The sequence below is a fragment of the Pseudoduganella flava genome (assembly GCF_007830495.1).
In the GTDB taxonomy this organism is placed as follows: domain Bacteria; phylum Pseudomonadota; class Gammaproteobacteria; order Burkholderiales; family Burkholderiaceae_D; genus Rugamonas; species Rugamonas flava.
This window is the reverse complement of sequence record NZ_VLKW01000012.1, coordinates 196,874-218,989: the sequence shown is the minus strand read 5'-3', so window position 1 is coordinate 218,989 and position 22,116 is coordinate 196,874. Positions and strand designations below refer to the sequence as shown.

At 65.3% G+C, this 22,116-nt stretch carries 26 protein-coding genes; 10 read left to right on the top strand and 16 right to left on the bottom strand.

Features of this window, described 5'->3' with window-relative positions; all coding sequences use genetic code 11:
• Positions 1-68: 68 nt before the first annotated feature.
• The 3 genes from IP92_RS25550 to IP92_RS25535 are packed head-to-tail and all read left to right on the top strand — an operon-like array spanning position 69 to position 1,961.
• On the top strand, positions 69-425 hold the full coding sequence (locus IP92_RS25550) for an ArsR/SmtB family transcription factor (RefSeq protein ID WP_145880622.1): 357 nt from the start codon (positions 69-71) through the stop codon (positions 423-425).
• Positions 412-1,392 carry an SRPBCC domain-containing protein gene (locus IP92_RS30290; protein ID WP_199271778.1) on the top strand — a complete coding sequence of 327 codons (981 nt, stop codon included), beginning with the start codon at positions 412-414 and terminating at the stop codon, positions 1,390-1,392. The genes IP92_RS25550 and IP92_RS30290 overlap by 14 nt, the downstream gene beginning before the upstream one ends.
• A complete protein-coding gene (locus tag IP92_RS25535) occupies positions 1,389-1,961 on the top strand; it encodes a YceI family protein (RefSeq protein WP_145880620.1) in 573 nt (190 codons plus the stop codon). The genes IP92_RS30290 and IP92_RS25535 overlap by 4 nt, the downstream gene beginning before the upstream one ends.
• A 4-nt stretch (positions 1,962-1,965) precedes the next feature.
• On the opposite strand, the gene IP92_RS25530 is transcribed toward IP92_RS25535, so the two are convergent.
• A complete protein-coding gene (locus IP92_RS25530) occupies positions 1,966-2,850 on the bottom strand; it encodes a DMT family transporter (RefSeq protein ID WP_229418967.1) in 885 nt (294 codons plus the stop codon).
• Positions 2,851-2,940: 90 nt separating this feature from the next.
• Between IP92_RS25530 and IP92_RS25525 the strand changes: the two genes are divergently transcribed.
• Positions 2,941-3,849, top strand: a complete 909-nt coding sequence (locus IP92_RS25525; protein WP_145880615.1) for a LysR family transcriptional regulator — start codon at positions 2,941-2,943, stop codon at positions 3,847-3,849.
• On the opposite strand, the gene IP92_RS30675 is transcribed toward IP92_RS25525, so the two are convergent.
• From IP92_RS30675 to IP92_RS25515, 3 genes are all read right to left on the bottom strand, one after another.
• A complete protein-coding gene (locus tag IP92_RS30675; RefSeq protein WP_260071727.1) occupies positions 3,841-3,975 on the bottom strand; it encodes a hypothetical protein in 135 nt (44 codons plus the stop codon). The two genes, IP92_RS25525 and IP92_RS30675, sit on opposite strands and share 9 nt — an antisense overlap.
• Positions 3,972-5,192 (bottom strand): MFS transporter, encoded by a 1,221-nt coding sequence (locus IP92_RS25520; RefSeq protein ID WP_145880613.1) that lies wholly within the window; start codon positions 5,190-5,192, stop codon positions 3,972-3,974. The genes IP92_RS30675 and IP92_RS25520 overlap by 4 nt, the downstream gene beginning before the upstream one ends.
• A gap of 91 nt (positions 5,193-5,283) precedes the next feature.
• Positions 5,284-6,222, bottom strand: a complete 939-nt coding sequence (locus IP92_RS25515) for a LysR substrate-binding domain-containing protein (RefSeq protein ID WP_145880611.1) — start codon at positions 6,220-6,222, stop codon at positions 5,284-5,286.
• Between the two features lie 50 nt (positions 6,223-6,272).
• On the opposite strand from IP92_RS25515, the gene IP92_RS25510 reads away from it, so the two are divergent.
• A complete protein-coding gene (locus IP92_RS25510; RefSeq protein ID WP_145880608.1) occupies positions 6,273-6,704 on the top strand; it encodes an SRPBCC family protein in 432 nt (143 codons plus the stop codon).
• Complete coding sequence (locus IP92_RS25505; RefSeq protein ID WP_145880707.1) at positions 6,704-7,318, top strand: YdeI/OmpD-associated family protein; 615 nt, start codon at positions 6,704-6,706, stop codon at positions 7,316-7,318. Before IP92_RS25510 ends, IP92_RS25505 begins: the two co-directional genes overlap by 1 nt.
• Here IP92_RS25505 and IP92_RS25500 read toward each other — a convergent pair.
• Entirely contained in the window at positions 7,296-7,949 is a 654-nt protein-coding gene (locus IP92_RS25500) for a hydrolase (RefSeq protein WP_145880606.1), read from the bottom strand. The two genes, IP92_RS25505 and IP92_RS25500, sit on opposite strands and share 23 nt — an antisense overlap.
• A gap of 327 nt (positions 7,950-8,276) precedes the next feature.
• Here IP92_RS25500 and IP92_RS25495 point away from each other — a divergent pair, with 327 nt between their 5' ends.
• Positions 8,277-8,624, top strand: a complete 348-nt coding sequence (locus IP92_RS25495; RefSeq protein WP_145880604.1) for a type II toxin-antitoxin system RelE/ParE family toxin — start codon at positions 8,277-8,279, stop codon at positions 8,622-8,624.
• Positions 8,621-8,935: a helix-turn-helix domain-containing protein gene (locus IP92_RS25490; protein WP_145880602.1), complete on the top strand. Its 315-nt coding sequence runs from the start codon at positions 8,621-8,623 to the stop codon at positions 8,933-8,935. The genes IP92_RS25495 and IP92_RS25490 overlap by 4 nt, the downstream gene beginning before the upstream one ends.
• A gap of 7 nt (positions 8,936-8,942) precedes the next feature.
• Here IP92_RS25490 and IP92_RS25485 read toward each other — a convergent pair whose 3' ends face one another.
• Together IP92_RS25485 and IP92_RS25480 are read right to left on the bottom strand one after the other, a co-directional pair.
• Complete coding sequence (locus IP92_RS25485) at positions 8,943-9,407, bottom strand: DUF2269 family protein (RefSeq protein WP_145880599.1); 465 nt, start codon at positions 9,405-9,407, stop codon at positions 8,943-8,945.
• Complete coding sequence (locus IP92_RS25480) at positions 9,407-10,684, bottom strand: SDR family oxidoreductase (RefSeq protein WP_145880597.1); 1,278 nt, start codon at positions 10,682-10,684, stop codon at positions 9,407-9,409. The genes IP92_RS25485 and IP92_RS25480 overlap by 1 nt, the downstream gene beginning before the upstream one ends.
• Before the next feature lie 59 nt (positions 10,685-10,743).
• Here IP92_RS25480 and IP92_RS25475 point away from each other — a divergent pair, with 59 nt between their 5' ends.
• Positions 10,744-11,214 (top strand): hypothetical protein, encoded by a 471-nt coding sequence (locus IP92_RS25475; RefSeq protein WP_145880595.1) that lies wholly within the window; start codon positions 10,744-10,746, stop codon positions 11,212-11,214.
• A gap of 9 nt (positions 11,215-11,223) precedes the next feature.
• On the opposite strand, the gene IP92_RS25470 is transcribed toward IP92_RS25475, so the two are convergent.
• The gene (locus tag IP92_RS25470; protein WP_145880592.1) at positions 11,224-14,334 is read right to left on the bottom strand and encodes a HAMP domain-containing sensor histidine kinase; all 3,111 of its coding nucleotides are present in this window, start codon (positions 14,332-14,334) and stop codon (positions 11,224-11,226) included.
• 181 nt (positions 14,335-14,515) lie between these two features.
• On the opposite strand from IP92_RS25470, the gene fnr reads away from it, so the two are divergent.
• Positions 14,516-15,274 carry a fumarate/nitrate reduction transcriptional regulator Fnr gene (gene fnr, locus IP92_RS25465; RefSeq protein ID WP_145880591.1) on the top strand — a complete coding sequence of 253 codons (759 nt, stop codon included), beginning with the start codon at positions 14,516-14,518 and terminating at the stop codon, positions 15,272-15,274.
• A 125-nt stretch (positions 15,275-15,399) separates the two neighbouring features.
• Here the strand turns inward: fnr and IP92_RS25460 are convergent, their stop codons facing one another.
• The 8 genes from IP92_RS25460 to ccoS form a co-directional block, all read right to left on the bottom strand.
• Positions 15,400-16,323, bottom strand: coding sequence for an antitoxin Xre/MbcA/ParS toxin-binding domain-containing protein (locus IP92_RS25460; protein WP_145880588.1), 924 nt, complete (start codon positions 16,321-16,323; stop codon positions 15,400-15,402).
• 188 nt (positions 16,324-16,511) lie between these two features.
• Positions 16,512-17,027, bottom strand: a complete 516-nt coding sequence (locus IP92_RS25455; protein WP_145880586.1) for a FixH family protein — start codon at positions 17,025-17,027, stop codon at positions 16,512-16,514.
• A gap of 78 nt (positions 17,028-17,105) precedes the next feature.
• A complete protein-coding gene (gene ccoG, locus IP92_RS25450; protein WP_145880584.1) occupies positions 17,106-18,491 on the bottom strand; it encodes a cytochrome c oxidase accessory protein CcoG in 1,386 nt (461 codons plus the stop codon).
• Positions 18,492-18,509: 18 nt separating this feature from the next.
• Positions 18,510-19,442: a cytochrome-c oxidase, cbb3-type subunit III gene (ccoP, locus tag IP92_RS25445; protein WP_145880582.1), complete on the bottom strand. Its 933-nt coding sequence runs from the start codon at positions 19,440-19,442 to the stop codon at positions 18,510-18,512.
• Entirely contained in the window at positions 19,435-19,605 is a 171-nt protein-coding gene (locus IP92_RS25440; protein ID WP_145880580.1) for a cbb3-type cytochrome oxidase subunit 3, read from the bottom strand. Before IP92_RS25440 ends, ccoP begins: the two co-directional genes overlap by 8 nt.
• Positions 19,606-19,618: 13 nt before the next feature.
• Positions 19,619-20,248, bottom strand: a complete 630-nt coding sequence (gene ccoO, locus IP92_RS25435; protein ID WP_145880578.1) for a cytochrome-c oxidase, cbb3-type subunit II — start codon at positions 20,246-20,248, stop codon at positions 19,619-19,621.
• Between the two features lie 10 nt (positions 20,249-20,258).
• On the bottom strand, positions 20,259-21,695 hold the full coding sequence (gene ccoN / locus IP92_RS25430; RefSeq protein ID WP_145880575.1) for a cytochrome-c oxidase, cbb3-type subunit I: 1,437 nt from the start codon (positions 21,693-21,695) through the stop codon (positions 20,259-20,261).
• A gap of 242 nt (positions 21,696-21,937) precedes the next feature.
• Positions 21,938-22,105 (bottom strand): cbb3-type cytochrome oxidase assembly protein CcoS, encoded by a 168-nt coding sequence (ccoS, locus tag IP92_RS25425; protein WP_145880573.1) that lies wholly within the window; start codon positions 22,103-22,105, stop codon positions 21,938-21,940.
• Positions 22,106-22,116 lie beyond the last annotated feature (11 nt).

Genomic DNA, 22,116 nt, shown 5'->3' with positions numbered 1-22,116 from the left:
TTGACAGCGCCGTCCGCACGTTCTACATTACCAACAGGTTAAATAACCTTTTGGTTTTATAAGACGAGATGACAGCAAACGACGAACAGCTGAGCCTGACGTTCGCGGCCCTGGCCGATCCGACGCGCCGTGCCATCCTGGCGCGGCTGGCGGATGGCGAGGCATCCGTGTCCGAGCTGGCCGCCCCGTTCGACATGACGCAGCCAGCGATCACGAAGCACCTGAAAGTGCTCGAGCGCGCCGGCCTGATCTCGCGTGGCCGGCAGGCCCAGTGGCGCCCGTGCCGGCTGGAGGCGGAACCGCTGCGCGAGGCGCGCGGCTGGATCGACCAGTACCGCCAGCTTTGGGACGAACGCCTGGACCGGCTGGAGGATTACCTCACCACACTGCAGAACAAGAAGGAGACCAAGCATGGCCAACGCTGACGACGCGGGTTTCACGATCCGCCGCGTATTCGACGCACCCCGCGAACTGGTATTCGCAACGATGACGGATCCCGCCCACCTGCAGCACTGGTGGGGCCCGAAGGAATGCACGATCACGGTGGCGCGCGCCGACGTGCGGCCGGGCGGCATCTTCCACTACTGCATGCACCCGCGCGCCGGCGGCGCCGGCATGGAAGTGTGGGGCCGCTTCGATTTCCATGAGATCGACAAGCCGCGGCGCATTGTGTTCGTCAACGGCTTCGCGGACGAGCAGGGCAACCGCATCCGCTATCCGCTGCTGCCGCTGTGGCCTCTCGAAGTGCTGAACACGACCACCTTGGAAGAAGACGACGGCAAGACGGTGATGACCTTGCATTCGGTGCCCGTCAACGCCAGCGAGGCCGAGCGCGCGGCGTTCCAGGCCGGCCACGCGTCGATGGAGCAAGGCTTCAACGGCATGTACGACGTATTCGAGCAATACCTCGAGCAATACCTCAAGAGCGTGAACACTGCGGACCGCGAGATCGTCATCACGCGCACGTTGCGCGCGCCGCGCGAACTGGTGTTCGACGCGTTCACCGATCCGCAACACGTCGGCATCTGGTGGGGCCCGAACGGTTTCGCAGTGAAGACGGCGGCAATGGATGTGCGCCCCGGCGGCAGCTGGCGCTTCGAGATGACGGGCCCCGATGGCACGGTGTGGCCGAACCTGATCGAATACGTGGAGGTGGAGCGGCCGGCGCGGCTCGTGTATCGTCATGGCAGCGGCAGCGATGCCGACCCGGCTTTCGACGTCATCGTGACGTTCGAGGATACCGGCGGCACCACGCTGCTGACGATGCGCTCCGTGTTTGCCAGCCCGGAAGCGCTGGCCGAGGTCAGGAGATACGGCGCCGAGGAACTGGGCAACCAGACCATCGACAAGCTGGCCGCCTACATTGCCAATCAACTGGAGGAGCAAGCATGAAGCAAGTGATCACGACCCTGCTGATGTGCGCCGCGACGGGGGCCATCGCCGCCCCCGTCGCGTACGAGATCGATCCGGCCCACACGTTCCCCAGCTTCGAGGCCGACCACATGGGCATCTCGTTCTGGCGCGGCAAGATCAACAAGAGCAGCGGCACCGTCGTGCTGGACCGCGCCGCCGGCACCGGCACCGTCAACGTCGAGATGGACCTGGCGTCGATCGACTTCGGCCAGGACCAGCTGAACACGTGGGCCGCGGGCAAGGATTTCTTCGACGTGCCCAAGTACGGCGCCAAGGCGGTCTACCAGGGCACGCTGGCGGGCTTCAACGCCGGTACCCCGTCCGAGGTACGCGGCACGCTGACGCTGCATGGCGTGACGAAACCCGTCGTGCTGAAGCTGAACCGCTTCAAGTGCATCCCGCACCCGATGCTCAAGCGCGAGCTGTGCGGCGCCGATGCTTCCGCCACGTTCAACCGCGAGGAGTTCGGCCTGCCCGCCGGCAAGGACTACGGCTTCTCGATGGACGTGGCGCTGCGCATCCAGGTCGAGGCGGTGGCGAAGCAGTAGCCGCTCAGCGGTTCGTCAACGTGACGCCGGCGGCCACCAGCACGCCGCCGGCCACCATGGATGCCAGCACCTGCTCGCCCAGCAGCAGCGCGGCCAGGCTGATGCCGAACACTGGAACGAGGTTGTTGAAGACGGCGGTGCGCGATGCGCCGATCGCCTTGACGCCCTCGTAATACCAGACGAAGCCCAGCACCGTGCCAAATGCCCCGAGGTAGCCCAAGCCCGCCCACACCTGCCAGCCGATCGCGCTCCAGTGCAGCGTGGCCAGGTCCGGTGCCGCGCCGACCGTCAGGAACAGCAGGCCCCACAGCGCCGCATAGGTGGTGGCCGCCAGCGGCGTCAGTCCCTTCAGCGCGGCGCGGCCCACCAGCGTGTAGGCCGCCCAGCTGCTGATCCCGCACAGCATCAGCAGTTCACCCTTGCCGAGCGATGTGCCGATGTCGTGCAGCGCCGTCAGCACGTCGCCACGGGTGATGACGACGGCCGCGCCGACGAACGCCAGCCCGATGCCGGCCCACTTCATCGCATGCAGCCGCTCGCGCAGCAGCACGGCGGCGGCCAGCGCCGTGACGATCGGGTTGAGCGCCACGAACAGCGCCGCGCGGCCGGCCGGCATCGAACCCAGCGCGCCGAAGAAGCACAGGTTGTACAGGAAGATGCCCGTCAGGCCCAGCGCGGCCGTGGCCATCATCTGCTGGCGCGAGAGGCGTGGCAGGCCGCCCTCCTTTTTCCATGCGAGCAGCAGCAACAGCACCGCGGCGACGGCGAAGCGCAGCGTGGCCGCCGTCAGTGCCGGCAGCGCGTGTGCGACGATGCGCCCGGCAATGAACGTGCCGCCCCAGAACAGGGTGACGAAGACGAGTTTCACGTACACGAGTTGGTTTTTCATTTTTGGGCTTGCGTGCGGGGTTGCGGAAGCCATACATTATTGCTTATCCCAACTCATAGGCAAATGAGCGAAAGCTCATGAGACAAGAGCATGACGTTCACTCAGCTGGAAATCTTCGTGATGGTGGCCGAGATGCGCGGGTTCACGTCCGCCGCGCTGCGGCTCGGTATCAGCCAGTCCGCCGTGTCGCACGCGATCCGCTCGCTGGAACAGGAGCTGGACGTGCAGTTGGTCGAGCGCCAGCAGGCCGCGGTCGACGTGACGGAGTTGGGCGGCCGGCTGCTGCTGCGGGCCCGCGAAATCCTCGGCCTGACCGAGGCGATGCGGCAGGATGCCGCCGTGGCGCGGGGCCTGAACCAGGGGCTGATCCGCATCGGCTCGTTCGGCCCCACGTCGTCGTTGAAGCTGCTGCCGGCGATCCTCAAGGTATTCCGCGCCCGTTACCCGGGCATCGAAGTGCAGATCGACGAAGGGCCCGATGCCGCCGTGATCCAGTGGGTGGCCGATCGCCGCGTCGACGTCGGCTTCGCCGTGCTGCCGGACGACCGCTTCGACACCGTGCCGCTGGTCGAGGACCAGCTGGTGGCGCTGCTGCAGCACGACCACGCGCTGGCGGCGAAGCGCTCGGTGACGTTGGAAGAGCTGGCGACCTTCCCGTTCATCATGCCGGAGCAGGGTTGCTCGGCGCTGGTCGAGCCGCTGTTCGCGCAGGCCGGGCTGGCGCCGAAGGTGCGCTACCGGATGTCGCAGATGGTCACGGTGCTGGGGCTCGTCGATAGCGGCGACGGCGTCGCCGTGATGCCGGAGCTGGCGCTGCCGTATTCGATGGGCCAGACGCACCCGCGTATCGCCGTGCGCCCGCTGCGGCCGATGGCGAAGCGCCGTGTCGGCCTGATCTTCCGTAACCTGGCGCAGGCGGCGCCCGCCGTGCAGGCGTTCGCCGAGATCGCGCGGGTGGCGGCGAAGGGGATTCGCGAACCGGAGCGACTGTCAGCATAGCGACATCAACCCGGCCAGCGCCAGCACGCTGCCCGGCCGCAGCAGCGCGTGCACGGCCCAGGCGCAGATGCCGCACAGCGCCAGCGCCGTGAGGGCCAGCGCGATGGATTCGCCGCGCTTCATCATGCCGCCTGCAGGCGCACGACGGCGCGGTCGTCGATCGGCCAGTGCAGCGCCGCGGCCACCAGGCCGACCAGTACGGAGAGCAGCCACATCGCATCGTACGAGTGCGTCGCGTCGAACAGCGCCCCGCCCAGCCACATGCCGAGGAAGCCGCCCAGCTGGTGGCCGACGAACACGAAGCCGAACAGCGTGCCGATGTACTGCACCCCGAATACCTGCGACACGAGGCCGTTCGTCAGCGGCACGGTGCCGAGCCACGTCAAGCCCATCACGAACGCGAATGCGTAGACGGTGGCCGTGCTGACGGGCAGCAGCACGAACGCCAGCATCGTCGCCGAACGGATCAGGTACAGGTAAGCCAGCAGGTGCTTGCGCCGGTACTGGCTGCCCAGCTGGCCGCACAGGTAGGTGCCGCCCACGTTCGCCAGCGCGACGATGGCCAGCGCCACGACGCCCGTCTCGGCGCCGAAGCCGCGGTCGACGAGGTAGGCTGGAAAGTGCCCGGCGATGAACGCCAGCTGGAAGCCGCAGGCGAGAAAGCCCAGGTTCAGCAGCCAGAACCCCTTGTGCGCCAGCGCCTCGCGGATCGCCTGGCCCATGGCCTGCTGTGCGCGCACGACCGGCTGGGCGGTGCGGTCGTCCAGCGGCCAGGCCAGCGGCAGCGCGAGCGCCAGCACCAGCGCGAACACGACAAGTGCTGCCATCCAGCCGACACTGCCGATCAGGCCCTGCGTGGCCGGCACCATCGCGAACTGGCCGACGCCGCCCACGGCGCCCGCCAGGCCCAGCGCCCAGCTGCGCCGCGCCGGCGGCACGATGCGGCTGATGGCGCCGTAGACGGTGCCGAACGTGGTGCCGGACAGCGCGATCCCGATCAGCAATCCGGCCGACAGCGCCAGTTGCGTGCCGGTGACGGCGTGCGCCATCAGGTACAGGCCAAGCGCATATAGCAGGCAACCAGCGACCAGCACGCGGCGCACGCCCCAGCGGTCGGCGATCATGCCGGTGAACGGTTGCGCGATACCCCAGACGAGGTTCTGCAGTGCGATCGCCAGCGCGAACGCTTCGCGGCTCCAGCCGCGCGCGCCCGTCATCGGCAGCATGAACAGGCCCTGCACGTGGCGCATGCCCAGCGCGAGGCCGACGATGATGCCGCCGCACAGCACGGCGGCAAGGGGTGAGGTAAGGAATAACTTCGGGAATGACTTCGACGATTTCATGGCGATCCTCCTTTGCCAGCGAGGATAGCGGTCCGGTACCCGGCCGCACGAGCGGTAAACGCGCATGCGATCCATGCGCGGCGCGCATGCGTCACGCGGCGGCGGCACCTCCCAGCTGGGCAAGGTGCGCCGCCGTCAACGCGACCTGCTCTCTCAGCCACGCGCGTACCAGCTCGACCTCGCGGCGCGGCTCGGGCGCCGCCTGCAGCAGCCAGTAGGCATATTCGGATTGCATGCGCCGGCTCATCTGCGCCACCAGCCGGCCATCCTTCAGCAGCGGCAGCACGAGCGCCAGCCGCCCCAGCGCGACGCCGTTGCCTTCGACGGCCGCCTGGATCAGCTGGTCGTACTGGTTGAAGCGCAGCGTCGCGCGGGGCTGGTGGGGCAGGCCGTGACGCTGCAGCCACGGGCTCCAGTGCAGGAATGTGCGCTGGCCGCCATCGTCCAGGTCGAGCAGCACCTGGCGCGCCAGCGCGTCCGGTGTGGCGAAGGCGGCCGCCGCGACGGCGGGGCTGGCGACCGGCGCCACTTCCTCGTCGAACAGCCGCAGCGCATCGGCCGGTACCGCCGCCGGCGGCGCGTAGCGGATCGCCAGGTCCACGCCGTCGCGCTGCAGGTCCATCAGCCGGTTGCTGGCGGCCATGCGGATGTCGACGTCCGGATGCGCGGCCTGGAAGGCGCCCAGGCGCGGCAACACCCACAGCGCGGCCACGCCGATGCTGGCGGAAATCGTCACGGGTTGAGGCGCCGCATCGTGCTTCAACGTGGCGGCGAGAATGGCCAGCTCGTCCAGCCATGGCGAGGTCAGGTCGAACAGCTGGCGTCCGGCATCCGTCAATGCGATGCTGCGGTTGCCGCGCACGAACAGCGCGGTACCGAGCCGCTCCTCCAGCGCCTGGATCTGGCGGCTGACGGCGGACTGCGTCAGGCACAGGTCCTGGGCCGCCGCCGTGATCGACAGCCGGCGCGCCGCCGCGACGAAGCCGCGCAGCGCGTCCAGCGGTGGCAGGTTGAGGAGAGAATGCGCCATGCGGTCGATGATAGCGCATTAGAATATTGCTACCGATCCGAGGAGACGACATGGACGAATGCGATATCGTGACGACCCGCGTACTGGCCGCGCCCCGCGAGCAGGTGTTTCGCGCCTTCAGCGACCCGGCCCGGCTGGCACGGTGGTGGGGTCCGGAAGGCTTCACCAGCACTTTCAAGGCTTTCAACTTCGAACCGGGCGGCGTTTGGACGTTCGTGATGCACGGTCCGGACGGCGTCAACTACCCGAACGAGTCGCGCTTCGTCGAGATCGTGCCGCCCGCGCGGATCGTGTTCGACCACGTCATCGGCACGCTATTTCGCGCCACGTTCGTGCTGACGGAGGAAGGTGACGGCACCCGGCTGCACTGGACGATGCACTTCGACGATCCCATTGCCTGCGCCCGCGTGGCGCGCTTTGCCGGCGAAGCGAACGAGCAGAATCTCGACCGCCTGGCCGAGTTGCTGCGCAAGGAGGCATGATGGCGACTGCCCCGAAACCTGAACTGCCGGAACTGGCGTTCGCGGATGCGGCCGAATGGGAACGCTGGCTCAAGCGCGAGCACGCCCGCGAACCCGGCGTATGGATGCGTATCGCGAAAGCAAAGGCCGACACGAAGACGGTGCAGTACCCTGAAGCCGTCGAGGTGGCGCTGTGCTGGGGCTGGATCGACGGCCAGAAAAAGTCGATCGACGAGCACTGGTGGATGCAGAAGTTCACGCCACGTGCGAAACGCAGCATCTGGTCGAAGGTCAATCGGGACAAGGTGCAGGCCCTGATCGACGCGGGCCGCATGCGCCCGCCCGGCCTGGCCGAGATCGAGCGCGCCAAGGCGGATGGCCGCTGGGATGCCGCGTATGCGTCGCAAGGCAAGGCCGAGGTGCCGCCCGACTTGCAGGCGGCACTCGACGCGGCGCCGCAGGCGAAGGCTTTCTTCGCCACGCTGAACAGCACCAACCGCTACGCGATCCTGTTCCGCACGCACCAGGCAAAACGCCCGGAAACCCGGGCGAAGCGCATCGCGCAATTCGTGGAGATGCTCGCGCGCGGCGAGCTACTCCATATCTTCCCGGTCAGTGCCCCTCGGAAGCGTTGAACATCGACTTCGCGTAGATCAGGCCCAGGCCATACGCGCCGCCGTTCTGGATCGCGGTCTTGACCGTCTCGTCGTAGGTCTCGCCACGGGCCCAGTCACGCTGCAGTTCCAGCAGGTATTGCAGCGACGTGATCGGGCGGGCGCCGGCCTGCACCATCCGCTGCACGGCACGTTCATGCGCTTCCTCGGTGATGTCGCCGGAGGCGTCCGTGATCACGTACACCTCGAAGCCCTGGTCGAGCGCCGACAGCGCGGGGCCGACGATGCAGACGGACGTCCACAACCCTGCCAGCACGATGCGGCCCTTGCCGATCGCGTTGACGCGGTCGGCGATGCGCTGGTCTTCCCACGTGTTCATCGTCGTGCGGTCGATCGGCTTCTGGTCCGGGAATACGGACTGGATCTCGTCGTAGATCGGGCCGGAGAACGATTCGGCGGCGACGGTGGTCAGGATCGTCGGCACCTTGAATTCGGCGGCGGCCTTCGATACCAGCGCGGCGTTATTGCGCAGCACGGTGGCATCGATCGATTTCGTTGCAAACGACATCTGCGACTGGTGGTCGATCATGATCAGCGTGTGATCGTTACCGTTCAGCAGGGTGCTACCAGGTTGGGCTTTGGCGATTGGCATGATGGATTCTCCTCGGTTTGTTCAAAATTTCGAAAGGTCTGACGCGCCGTTGTTTGCTGTGTGCTGCGTCGATGGAATGAAGTATGAACAAGACCGGGGAAAAACAAAAACGGAAAGATTGCCTTCGTATTGTCGAAATTTTCGAACAATTTTTTTGTTCGTCAGCGGCGCTGGAGCCTCATCTCATCGTTTGGCTTGCATCAGCCAGACACTTCGTGCCGCATGAGAGGATCAGTCCCCGCCATGCTAACGCCGAAGACCCGGTTCGATTCAACTCGCGGTGATGCGGAAATCTCACAAAACTATACCCAAATTAGGTACACTTACATGAAAGCGACGTTTATCGAACTTCCGCCGTTCGAGCGCGTCCGTGACGACTACTTCGACGACGAGTCGTTCAAGGACTTGCAGAACGAGCTGATGAAAAACCCGGAAGCTGGGGACGTGATCCCCGGCGCCGGTGGCTTGCGAAAGATCAGGTACGGCGACGAGCGGCGCGGCAAAGGCAAGCGGGGCGGCCTGCGCGTCATCTACTTCTGGAAGGATGCGGATGATCAGTTCTGGCTGTTCACCGTCTATGGCAAGGACGAAGCGGCGGACCTCACGCCGGAACAGCGCAAGATGCTGAAGCAGCGCCTGGAACTGGAAATCAAGGCACGGAGAGCCACACAATGACCAAACGAGATGTTTTTGCCGACCTGATGGAAGGCTTCGACGCGCTGGAACAGGCGCGCAAAGGCAAGCTCACGCTGCGCACGACGAAGGTGGAGTACCAAAGCCCACCCGAAATGACACCCGAACAAGTGCGTGCCGTGCGCGAGAAGCTGCACGTCTCCCAGCCCGTGTTTGCCCGCCAGCTGCGCACGGAGCTGCGCACGATCAAGAACTGGGAACAGGGTATCTCGAAGCCGAACGCGCAAGCCGCCATCCTGCTCAGCCTGATCGACCGCGATCCTGAGATTCTCGACCTGATCGCGGCGCTCTGATCGGGCTTCACATCGGCTTCGCCACCATCAGGTAAAACACCGCGAGAAACGCGAAGAACGCGGGAATGCCCAGTACGATCCATCTCTTGAAGTAGCGCCAGAACGCAGGCGGCAGCGGGGTGCCTTCGGCGGCCGCGGCGGCGGCCGTGTCACGCAGGCGCATCTGCAGCCACACGACGGGGAACCAGCAGCACGCCGCGATCACGAACAGGGTGATCGACCACATGATCCATTTGCTGTGGAGCGGGAAGCCGGCCAGGTGCACGAGATAGAAGCCGGTCGCGGGCTGCGCGATCATCGTCAGGCCCGTGAAGATCCAGTCGGCCATGACGACGATGCGCGTGACGACGGCGATCGCCGCCACGTTGCGGCTGATGACGGCGAACAGCAGGTACCACGCCGAACCGATGCCGGTGCCGAACAGGAACGTGGACGACAGGATGTGCAGCCACTTCACGATCACGTATTCCATCACGTCTTCTCCGGGTGTTTTTCCAGTTCGTACAGCAGCCAGATCGCGGCCAGCATCGGCAGGTTCTTGCTGAGCGGCCCATACGGATGCCACAGGAATTCCGGCAGGCGCAGCGCGATCACCACCGTGTAGAAACCGATCAGTGCGACCTGCGCCAGCCATAGCCAGCGCCGCAGCCTGGCCGGCAGCGCTAGCGTGCCGATGCCGAATGCCAGGTCGAGCGCGCTGGCGCCATACAGCATCAGCGGGGCCAGCACGGCGGGAATGCCGGTGCGTTCCAGCAGCACGTAGCTGTCCTGCACCGGGTAGACGAAGGCGGACACATAGGCCGTCCAGATCCACACGATGGCCAGGCTCACGCGCAACAGCGGCAACAGCCAGCCCAGTTGCGCCTCACGGCGCTCGGCCTGTGGATCAGTGACGAACTTGTCCACAGCGCGGGGCGGGCGGCCCAGCAGGCGGATCGTGTCGGCCGGGTCGGCCGTGTTGCCGCGCGTGAGCATGCGCAGCGTGTCAGGCGTCAGCGGGCTGCCCGGCACGAGGCCGCCGACGGCAGCCATCGCCCGTGCAAAACTTGAGGGCAGGCGCAGCGTGCGCAGCTTGCCCAGCCCCAGCGCGCGCCGCAGCGCGGCAAGGTAGTCGATGAAAGGCAGCGGCGCCGGGCCCACCAGCGGCACCCGCGCGCTGCGCGGTCCGCCTTCCTCGGCCAGCAGCGCGACGATGGCCGCGCACACGTCCTCCACGTGGATCGGTTGCACCGGTTGCGGGGCAGCGCCGAACTGCACGGCGAACGGCATCGTCGCCAGTGTGCGGAACATGCGCGCGCTGGTGCCTTCCGGGCCGTAGATCAGCGAAGGTTGCACGATGCGGGAACGAATCGGCAACGTGGCCAGGTAATCGTCGGCGGCCTTCTTGCTGAGGTGGTATTCGGTCTCGGCCGCTGCGTCGGCACCGAGGGCGGACACCTGGATGACGCGGCCCACGCCCGCCTCGACGCAAGCGGCGAACAGCGCGCGCGGCGTTTCCGTGTGCAGTCGGGCGAACGTCTGACCCGGCACCTCGCGGATGATGCCCACCGTATTGATCACGGCGTCCACCCCGGACAGGCGCGCCACCCAGGCCGATTTTTCGCTATCGTGGGCAAAGTCGGCTTGCACGAATTCGCAGTCGCCATGCGCCCTGCGGCCCGCGCACAGCACGCGATGGCCCTGGGCGCGCAGCAGCGGCAACAGGCGGGAGCCGAGAAAGCCGGTCGAACCGGTGAGCAGGATCAGCATCGGGTGTCCTCATGTCGGGAGCACCAGTATAGGGAAAAAGCCAGACACCGGAGAAACGCATGGACAACTGGAAGCAGGTCATCGCCAAGGGCATCGTGCCGGGCACGATCGCGAGCCTGACGTCGACGGGCGCGCTGGCGCTGCGCTCGCATCAGGAGAGCGGCAGCATGTTCGCCGGAGCGAATGCGATCAGCCACTGGCTGTGGGGCGACAAGGCGTTCGGCAAGGATGCGCCCACGTGGAAGTACACGCTGGTGGGGTATGCGATCCACCACGCCAGCGCGCACTTCTGGGCCAGTATCTTCGAGCAGGTGGCGGGCAAGGTGCTGGACAAGCGCAAGCCCGGCGTCACCGTGGCCGCTGCCGTTGCGGCCGCCGGCGTGGCGTGCTTCGTCGACTACCAGCTGACGCCGCAGCGGTTGAAGCCCGGCTATGAGGAACGCGTGTCGAAGCCTTCGCTGGCGCTGGTGTATGGCGCGTTCGCGATCGGCCTGGCCGCGGGCGCCTGGTTCAATCACCGCCGTCACTGAGGCCTGCAGTCAGCCTGCGCCGTCCACCTGCGCGAGCCAGGCGCTCCCCGCTTCCAGCACCAGCGCTAGCTCGTGCCGCACGGCGGCGAAATGCGGTGCCAGCTGGTCCGGCGGCAGTTCGGCGATCGCCATCTCGGCATCCATCGTTGCCTTGATCAGCCGCTTCGCACCGAGCACGCCGATCGCGCCGCGCAAGCCGTGGAAGATGCGCGCGGCCGCCTGCGCATCGCCGGCGGCCAGCGCCTGGTCGGCTTCGTCCGCCGGCCGCATGCCGCCCTCGAGCGCGCCTTCGACCATCTTGCGCATCAGCGCGCGGCCTTTCGGGTCGCGCCCCATCACGCGCATCAGGCTGTCCATCGAGAACACCGGTTCGTCCGACTGCGCAGCGGGCAGCGTGAGGCTTTCCACGGCGGGCGTCCGGCGCCGGGCCGGCAGGTGACGGTCGATCACCGTCATCATCTCTTCGACGACGATCGGCTTGGCGATGAAGTCCGTGATGCCGGCCTGCACGCAGCGATCCCGTTCCGAAGCCAGCACGCCGGCCGTCATGGCGATCACCGGCAGCCGCAAGCCCAGCTCGTTGCGGATGGCGGCGGTGGCGGAGAAACCGTCCATCACGGGCATCTGCATGTCCATCAGCACCACGTCGTATGCCGCGGCGTTCGCGCGCAGCACGTCGAGCGCCTGCTGGCCGTCGCCGGCCACGTCCAGCGTGGCGCCCGCATGTTCGAGGATGCCGCGCGCCACCGCCTGGTTCAGCGCATTGTCCTCGACGAGCAGGAAGTGGACTCCGGCGAGCCGGCCCAGGTATTCATCCGGCGGCGGCGCCGCCTCGTCGCCGCCGGCCTTCGCGGCCAGCGCCTGGTGGAGCGCCTCGAACAGCGTCGAACTGGTGATCGGTTTGACGAGCACCGCGTCCGCCTCGCCGCTCTTCGAGATCTGCTCGAGACGTTCGCGGGCAAACGCGTTGATCATCACGACGATGGGCTGGCGGTGCCCATCCGCCGCCTGGCGGATGGCGGTGGCGGGGGCCAGGCCGTCCGGGCCTGTCATGTGCCAGTCCGTCAGCACGACGTCGTAAGGCCGCCCGATCCGCATCCGGTGCCCGAACAGCGCCAGCGCGGTGGCGCCGGTGTCGGCCAGCTCCGCTTCCCAGCCCCACGCGTGAATCAGTTTCGCGATCAGGTCGCGGCTCGTGCCATTGTCGTCGGCCACCAGCACGGACAGCGAGCCGGCCGCCGGCTTGCGCGGCGCGCCTTGCCCGACCAGCACGCCGAACGGCAGTTCGAACCAGAAGCAGCTGCCCTTTCCCGGCGTGCTGTCGACGTGGATCGCGCCCCCCATCAGTTCGATCAGGCGGCGCGTGATCGCCAGGCCCAGGCCGGTGCCGCCGAAGCGCCGCGTGATGCTCTCGTCGGCCTGTGTGAACGCCTGGAACAGGTGCGCCAGCTGTTCGCTGTTCATGCCCATGCCCGTGTCGCGCACTTCGAAGCGCAACACGGCGTCCGTCTCGCCGCGGCGCACGAGGCCCACCTGCACGACGACCTCGCCCTGCTCGGTGAACTTGATCGCGTTGCCGGCCAGGTTCACCAGAACCTGCTGCAGCCGCAGCGCGTCGCCACGGAGCAGGCGCGGCACATCCGGCTCGACGACGATCGCCAGCTCCAGTTCCTTGTCGCCGGCATTCATCGTCATCGTTGTCGCCAGCGTGCTCATCGAATCGTCGAGGTCGAATTCGACGGGTGCCAGTTCCATCCGCTGCGCCTCGATCTTCGAGAAGTCCAGCACGTCGTTCAGGATGCCCATCAGCGAATCGCCCGCCGTGCGGATCATGTTCAGGTACTTGCGCTGCTGCGGCGTCAGCGGCGTGTTCTGCAGCAGGTGCGCCATGCCGAGCACCGCGTTCATCGGCGTGCGGATCTCGTGGCTCATGTTGGCCACGAAATCGCTCTTTGCGCGGTTGGCCGCCTCGGCGCGGTCGCGCGCTTTTTCCAGCTCGGCGGCGCGGGCCGCCAGCTCGTCCATCAGCGCCCGCGCGTGCTCGTCCGCGGCCGAACGTTCGCGCATCAGGTCGTTGAACGCTTCCGTCAGTTCGCCGATCTCGTCGCGCGCCATCACGGGCAGCGGCGCGAACCGGTGCGACGTGCCGCGCAGTTCGCGGATCGCGTCGCGCAGCCTGACCAGCGGCGACATCAGTCGCAAGGTGATCCACGTGATGACGGCGGCCGTCGCCAGCGAGGCCAGCGTGCCCCACAAGGCGAGCCGTACCAGCAGGCCTTCGAACGGCTCGAACGCTTCCTTCGCGGGCAGCGAAGCGATCAGGATCCACGGCACCGTCTTCAGGTGCTTGTAGCTGACGAGTGCCTGCACGCCTTCGACGCTGGTGCTGATCGCGGTACCGTCGATGCCCTCGCGGATCGCCCCCACGGTGGCCGGATGGCCCGTCAATGCGCGCGGCTGCAGCAGTTTCGAGGTATCCGGATGCACGACGTAGACGGAAGGTTCATAACCGGTGACGATGTAATAAAAACCCGTGCGGCCCACCTTCGCGGTGCGCAGGTGGCCCAGCAGGTTGTCGTTGTAGAGCCGCAGCACGCCGATCAGCACGCACTGCACCTCGCCTTCCTCGCTGAGCACGGGGGCGACCATCTGCACGACCGGCTGCTTGCCGGCCTTGCCGATCACCGGTTCGGCAATCACCGGCATCTTTTCACGCATCACACGCTGGAAGTAGGCACGGTCGGCGATGCTGACGCCGGGGCGGCCCGGCAATGCGGGCAAGTCGGCGATCACGGTACCTGTCGGAGTGGCAATGAGCACGTCGTCGAACAGGCGGAGCACGGCGCGGTAATCGTAGTAGCCGCGCAACGCAGGCGGATTGTTGCAGATGTCGCGGGGCTGCCAACGGGCCGATTCGGCGATAATGTTGCGCAACATCGACAGCTTGTCGTCGAGCTCGATGGCGGTGCGCGTGACGAGCGCATCCTGCTGGGCGAACAATACGCGCGTGAAGTCCGCCTGCATGCGCTGGGCCTGCAGTACGGTGACGAGCGCGATCATCACGATGGACGTGATGGTCGTCGCGAACGCGACCTTGGCTTTGATGCCCAGCGGTTTCACGGTCTCCTCCTCGCCCCGGTCATTCCCGGACTCGGATTGTTCTCTTGTCACTATGCGCGGCCGGACGCGAGCGCACTGTGCGGGGGAGCACGCTGAATGAAAGTTTCCCGTGTACGGCAGCGCACGCTGCGCGGTACCCGGATCAAGTACACTGTCGGTCAACCGTTACACGATTTCCATTATGATGCATGAGCTTCCTCCCCTGACCATTCCCGGCGCGACCATCGAGATCCTGAAGGCGCGCTGCTCGACCTGCAGCATGCACCAGCTGTGCCTGCCGATGGGCCTGGACATGGGCGATATGGACAAGCTGGACAAGATCATCGGCCGCCGCCGCAGGGTGCCCAAGGGCGACAACCTGTTCCGCATCGGCGACCCGTTCACGAACCTGTACGCGATCCGCCTCGGCCACTTCAAGACTTACCAGATCAACGCCAACGGCGAAGAGCAGGTGACGGGCTTCCAGATGGGCGGCGAACTGCTGGGCATGGACGCGATCAGCACCGACAAGCACTATTGCAGCGCGATGGCGCTGGAAGACTCGGAAGTGTGCGAAATCCCGTTCTCCAGCCTGGAACAGCTGCTGGCCGACATGCCCACCTTGCTGCGCCACTTCCACCGGATGATGAGCCAGGAAATCACACGCGAGCAAAGCGTGATGCTGCTGCTCGGGAACATGCAGGCCACGCAACGCTTTGCCGCCTTCCTCGTCAACCTGGCATCGCGCTACGAGGCGCGCGGCTATTCGAGCACCGAGTTCCAGCTGCGCATGTCCCGCGAAGACATCGGCAACTACCTGGGCCTGACGATCGAAAGCATCAGCCGCCTGCTCAACAAATTCAAGAAGATCGGCTTGCTGCGCGTATCGAACCGCGAGATCGAGGTGCTCGACCTGCCGCGGCTGAAGGCGATCACGGCAGGGACGGAAGTCTGCGCCTGAGCACCGCGGAATCGATTTTCAAGGATCTGCGCCGCACGCGGTCATCCACCCCCTGCAATGAAGCGCTGATGTGCTCCAGGTACAGCGCCTGTTCCGCCGAGTGGCAACTGGACAAAGAACCGTAGTCACGTTCCGTCCTGACTGTTACGCTCATGGTCGGCGATATAGGCCATCACCCGGGCCGCGCCGGCCTCGGCGTCGAGCAAGTCGATCGGAGCCAGGTTATCAAAGTACCGATTGGGTGTTTCAAGCCAGTTGAAAGCCTTCCCGCGACTGCCGACCACCGCCGCAGCACGCATCAATGCTTGCTCGATCAAATCGGGGCGGGCATACCACGACTCAGGCTTGATCGTCGGCTTTTTCCCGCCGACGACGACACGGGGCAACTGAGCGCTGGCCAGCTCACGGTCGGTGATATGCGTGCGAGTCCAGTGCGCCAGCTTTAGCAAGTCATCATTCGGTTCCCGGAGGCCCGGCCTGGTCGGTACAACAAGCCCGATCTTGACCGCGGAGTAAGTGCGGATCATCTTCAACGCAGGCGCGATATCCGTGTCATTCGTAACGATCACTACCTGATCGACCGCCCCGGTGATGGCGTCATGATAGGCCTGCAGAGCGAGATTGACGTCAGACTGTTTTTCTTCCAGCTTCCACACCAGGGTTTGTGCGCAGTCGCGTGCCCACTTGGCCGGCACAGCGTTGTCGACGAGTCTGGCCTTCGACTGGGTAAGAGAATAATACCCTTCGATCAGTTCGATGCGCGCATGGTAGCGTTTGCGTAGAGCCGTATGGTAGCGGGCCTGCGACGACACGGAGTCCAGCGCCTTGGCGGCTTGCTCCTTGATCTTCGCGGTAAAGTATTTGATGCTCAGCGGCAGCAACACACTGCTGTCCGGGGCGCTGGACGGCAGGATCTGTTGTTCAAACAGCGCCATCAGATCCAGCCACTTGTACGGCGTCCCTTTCAGGCAGCCGTAGTAGAGGTTGTACCCATCGATGTACACGCGCGTGCGCAACGGCACCGGAGTGGGGACGATCGCATCTGCCATCTTTGCTCCCCTTGAAACGAAAAAACCGGCTTGCGCCGGCTTCTTCCCCCGTGCTCCAGATGGTCGAGCCACACCGGCATCACGGGTTAGTTGTTACAGCGAGTGTACCAGATTTGAGTGCGCGAGTGGATTTTTCAAACCTCTGGTGCCGAAAATCCGGTCAGGGTACCAACCTCGGCACCCTGGGATTACCTTGCGGACGTGTCTGGCGCACCCAGCGTCAACTCCCGCTCCATCGGCCACTGCCACTCGCCCTCGAGCCGCCACTCGCGCTTCTCGTCCTCGACGAGGATGACCCAGCGGCTGCGCTCGAGCTGCGGCAGCGGCACGGCGAAGCTGCCCGTCGCGTCGGGGCGCACCAGCAGGCGGATGTCCTTCTCCGGCTGCGTGGCGTGGGCCAGGTGCAGCAGCAGCGTGCCCTGCACAGGCGTGTGCGTGGCCAGGCGGCCGTGCATCACGCCGTGTTCGGCGTCGTAGCGCAGCGCTACGGAGGCGCCCAGCGCGGTGGCCGCGCGGTCGCGCCGCAGGTCCTGGTTGATCGCCTTGCCTTTCTTGTAGTAGTCGCCCACGACCAGCGCATCTTGCTGGGTGAAGGCGAGGTAGCCGGTATAGCTGCCGGCCGCCAGCACGATCGCCGGGCCGGCCATCAGCAGCCACGGCCAGCGGTGGCGGTACCACGGGGTGGCGGACATCGTCAGTTCCATGATTACTCCTGTGAGCCAAAGGCTCGTTAGCCTGTGCGCCCGGCCGTGACACCATGTCCGGCCAGGTCGTTGTATCGGTCAGCGCGGTACGATGAAGACCGCTTTTTCGCTGACGGTGATTTCCTTGTCGTCCACCGCGGTCAGCGTGAAGACGATGTGGTTCGAGCCGGCGCTGCCCGCGCCGTGCGGCGCCTGCACGCGCACCGGCACGGCGCGCGTTTCGGTCGGCGCCAGTTCGACGGTATCCTCGGTGGCCAGCTTCAGGCCCGGCAAGCCTTGCGCCACGATGCGGAAGCGGTGGCCCCGCTCGGACGTGTTCATGACCTGCAGCCGGTACACGTTCTCGATCGCGCCGCCGTCCACTTCGCGGCCCATCGAGCCGCGGTCGCGGATCACGTCCACCTTCAGCGGCGTGCGGGTCGCCAGCGTCATGCTGACGGCGACGATCACGGCCACCAGCGCGCCGATGTAAGCCAGCACCCGCGGGCGCAATGCGCGCTTGCGGATCTCGGCCGAGTTCATGCCGCGCTCCATCGCATGATCCGTGCTGTAGCGGATCAGGCCACGCGGCTCATTGATCTTGTCCATCACGATATTGCAGGCATCGACGCAGGCGGCGCAGCCGATGCACTCGTACTGCAGGCCCTTGCGGATGTCGATGCCGGTGGGGCAAACCTGAACGCACATCGTGCAGTCGATGCACGAGCCGCCCGTACCCTTCTTGCTGCGTGGCTCGCCGCGTTTCGCGTCATACGTGATGATCAGCGTGTCGCGGTCGAACATCGAGCTCTGGAAGCGGGCGTACGGGCACATGTACTTGCACACCTGCTCGCGCAGCCAGCCGGCGTTGCCGTACGTGGCAAACGCGTAGAACAGCACCCAGAACCACTCCCACGGGCCGAACGACAGCGTGAACGCGGAAGTGCCCAACTCGTGGATCGGCGTGAAGTAGCCGACGAACGTGAAGCCCGTCCACAGCGCGAACACGCCCCACACGAGATGCTTGGTGACCTTCTTGGCCGTCTTCTTCAGCGACGGGCCCTGCTTGTCGAGCGCGATGCGGGCCGCGCGCGAGCCCTCGATCTTCCGTTCGATCCAAAGGAAGATCTCGGTGTACACCGTTTGCGGGCAGGCGAAGCCGCACCACACGCGGCCCGCCACCGCCGTCACGAGGAACAGGCCCCATGCGCAGATGATCAGGAGGGCCGCCAGGTAGATGAAGTCCTGCGGCCACAGCACGAGCCCGAACAGGTAGAACTTGCGGGTGCCCAGGTCGAACAACACGGCCTGGCGATCGTTCCACGTGAGCCACGGCACGCCGTAGAACACGAGCTGCGTCAGCCACACGCACAACCAGCGCAGGCTGGCGTAGCGGCCTTTCGTCTCGCGTGGATAGATCGGTTGCCGCGCCTCGTACATGCGTACGACGTGCTCGGTGACCTTGGGTTCGACTGGGGCGTTCATGCTGCTACCTCTTTGGTTTTACTGCTGTTTGCCAGGTTCGTTGGACAGGCTCCACACGTAGGCTGCCAGCACGTGGACCTTGCCTTCGCCGAGGAAGTCGCCGAATGCGGGCATCGTGTTGTCGCGGCCCTTGCGGATCGTTTCCATGATCGTTTCGGCGCTGCCGCCGTACAGCCACGTCTTGTCCGACAGGTTCGGTGCGCCCATCGCCTGGTTGCCGACACCGCCGGCGCCATGGCAAGCCATGCACGCGGCGAACTTGCCTTTACCGAGCACGCTCTTGATCGGATCGGCCGCCGTGCTGCCCGACAGGCTCAGCACGTAATGCGCGACGTTCTCGATATCCTTCTCGCCACCGACCGCGGCGCCCATCGGCGGCATCACGCCGTGACGGCCGTTCATGATCGTCTGCTTGATCGTCTCGGGCGCGCCGCCGTGCAGCCAGTCCTTGTCCGTCAGGTTCGGGAAGCCCTTGTTGCCGCGGGCATCGGAACCATGGCACTGCGCGCAGTACGTCAGGAACAGGCGCTCGCCCATCGCATGGGCTTGCGGATCGGCTGCGACGGCTTTCAGGTCCTGCTTGCGGTACTTGTCGAACAGCGGGCCATACTGCGTATCGGCCTTGCTCAGTTCTTCCTTGTACTGGCCGGAGGACTTCCAACCCAGCTTGCCCGCATAGGTGCCGAGGCCCGGATACAGGAACAGGTAGGCGGCGCCGAACACGATGGTGATGTAGAACATCCACATCCACCAGCGCGGCATCGGCGTGTTCAGTTCCGTCAGGTCCTCGTCCCACACGTGGCCGGTGGTGCCGACCTTGCCGGACGCTGCTTCTTCAGCGGTGACCTTGTGCGTCGACTGGGCCCACAGCAGCACGGCGCAGCCCACGATGCCGAGCACCGTCAGCAGCACGATATAAAAGTTCCAGAACTCGCTGGTGAAATCAGACATTTTGCTTCTCCTCGTCCTTCTCCGTGAATGGCAGCTGGGCCGCCTCGGAGAAATCCTTTTGCTTGCGCGCGGACCATGCCCACGCCCAGATGCCGGCAAACGTGATGAACGAGATCACCGTCATCACCCTGCTGGCGCTGTCGAAAATATGTTCGATTGCCATGTCGGTCTCCCGCTCAGTTACGCGACTTGATCAGGGTGCCGAGACCCTGCAGGTAGGCGATCAGCGCATCTTCTTCCGTCTTGCCTTCCAGCTCGGCGGGAGCGGCCTTGATCTCCGCATCCGTGTAGCCGTCGCCCAGGCGTTGCAGCGCTTTCAGCTTCGGCACGATGCCCTGCGGGTCGAGGTTGGTCTTGGCCAGCCATGGATAACCCGGCATGTTCGATTCCGGCACCACGTCGCGCGGGTTGCGCAGGTGGGTACGGTGCCATTCATCGCTGTAGCGGGCACCGACGCGCGCCAGGTCGGGACCCGTGCGCTTCGAACCCCACTGGAACGGACGGTCGAACACGAACTCGCCGGCCACCGAGTAGTGGCCATAGCGCTCGGTCTCGGCACGGAACGGGCGCACCATCTGCGAGTGGCAGGCGTAGCAGCCTTCACGCACGTAGATGTCGCGTCCCGCCAGGCGCAGCGGCGCGTAGTGCGTCAGGCCGGCCACGGGTTCCGTCGTCGATTTCTGGAAGAACAGCGGCACGATTTCCACGGCACCGCCGACCGAGACCACCAGCGTGACCAGTGCGATCAGCAGCCAGGGGTTCTTCTCGATCCATTCATGCGAAAAGCCTTTTTTTGCAACACTCATCTCGTTCTCCTTACGCGGCTTTCAGTTCCGGAATCGCGGTCGCCGGCACTTCGCGGCCCGACAGCGTCTTCCAGGTGTTGTAGCCCATGATCAGCATGCCCGTCAGGTACAGGGCGCCGCCGCCGAAGCGCACGACGTAGTACGGGTAGGTCGCTTTCACGCTCTCGACGAACGTGTAGGTCAACGTGCCGTCCGGGTTCACCGCGCGCCACATCAGGCCCTGCATCACGCCGGCGATCCACATTGCGGCGATGTAGAGCACCACGCCGATCGTCGCGACCCAGAAGTGCAGGTCCACGAGACGCGTGCTGTACATCTTGGTCTTGCCAGCGAGGCGCGGCAGCAGGTAGTAGATCGAGCCCATCGTGATGAAGCCCACCCAGCCCAGTGCGCCGCCGTGGACGTGGGCGATGCCCCAATCCGTGTAGTGCGACAGCGAGTTGACGGTCTTGATCGACATCATCGGGCCTTCGAACGTGGCCATGCCGTAGAACGACAGCGAGACGATCATGAACTTCAGGATCGGGTCGGTGCGCAGCTTGTGCCATGCGCCGGACAGGGTCATGATGCCGTTGATCATGCCGCCCCACGACGGTGCCAGGAGGATCAGCGAGAACACCATGCCGAGCGACTGGGTCCAGTCGGGCAGCGCGGTGTAGTGCAGGTGGTGCGGGCCCGCCCACATGTAGGTGAAGATCAGTGCCCAGAAGTGCACGATCGACAGGCGATACGAGTACACGGGGCGCTCGGCCTGCTTCGGAATGAAGTAGTACACCATGCCCAGGTAGCCGGCCGTCAGGATGAAGCCCACGGCGTTATGGCCGTACCACCACTGGATCATCGCGTCCTGCACACCGGTGTACATCGAGTACGACTTGGTCAGCGTGGCCGGCATGCTCATGCCGTTCACGACGTGCAGCAACGTGACGGCCAGGATGTAGCCGCCGAAGAACCAGTTCGCCACGTAGATGTGCTTCACCTTGCGCTTGATGATCGTGCCGAAGAACACGATCGCGTAGGAGACCCACACGACGGCGATCAGGATCGTGATCGGCCATTCCAGTTCCGCGTATTCCTTGCCGCGGGTCAGACCCATCGGCAGCGTGACGACGGCGGACAGGATGACCGCTTGCCAGCCCCAGAACGTGAAGGCGGCGAGCTTGTCCGAAAACAGGCGCACCTGGCAGGTGCGTTGCACCACGTAGTAGGAAGTCGCAAACAGGCCCGAAATGCCGAATGCGAAAATCACACCGTTCGTATGCAGCGGCCGCAGACGGCCGTACGTAAGCCACGGTATGTCGAAGTTAAGTGCGGGCCACGCCAGCTGTGCGGCGATGATGACGCCGACCAGCATGCCGATGATGCCCCACACTACGGTCGCAATCGCGAATTGCTTAACGACCTTGTAGTTGTAGTTCTGTTCCAATTGAACACCCCCGAAAGACATTTGTTAGATGTGATTCGGAGGTTACGCAGGGCAACCCCCAAAAACCTTGACCTAGATCAAAATTGGCCGAAGGGATTAGGTGCCGAACGATTTACTCTGGATTGAAAGACAAGGTGTGCGCACCAAGTGAGGTGCGGGTACAACGAGGTGCCGCGAGGGCCGTGGACAGGCTGGAAAGCCTTTAGATCAAGGCTTCCTGGCCGATCGATCAAGTTCGATGAAGATAAGACAACACCGCGGGTTCAACGCGGCTTGGTACCTGCCGACGGCGCATCGTCGTCCTGCAGGATGCGCAACGCAGGGCCTTCCAGGTCCTCGAACTGGCCGTCGTCGGACGCTTTGAAGAACACCCACAGCGCGCCGAAGACCAGCGCGATGCTCAGGGGGACCAGCAGATACAGGGCTTCCATGTTTTCTCTCT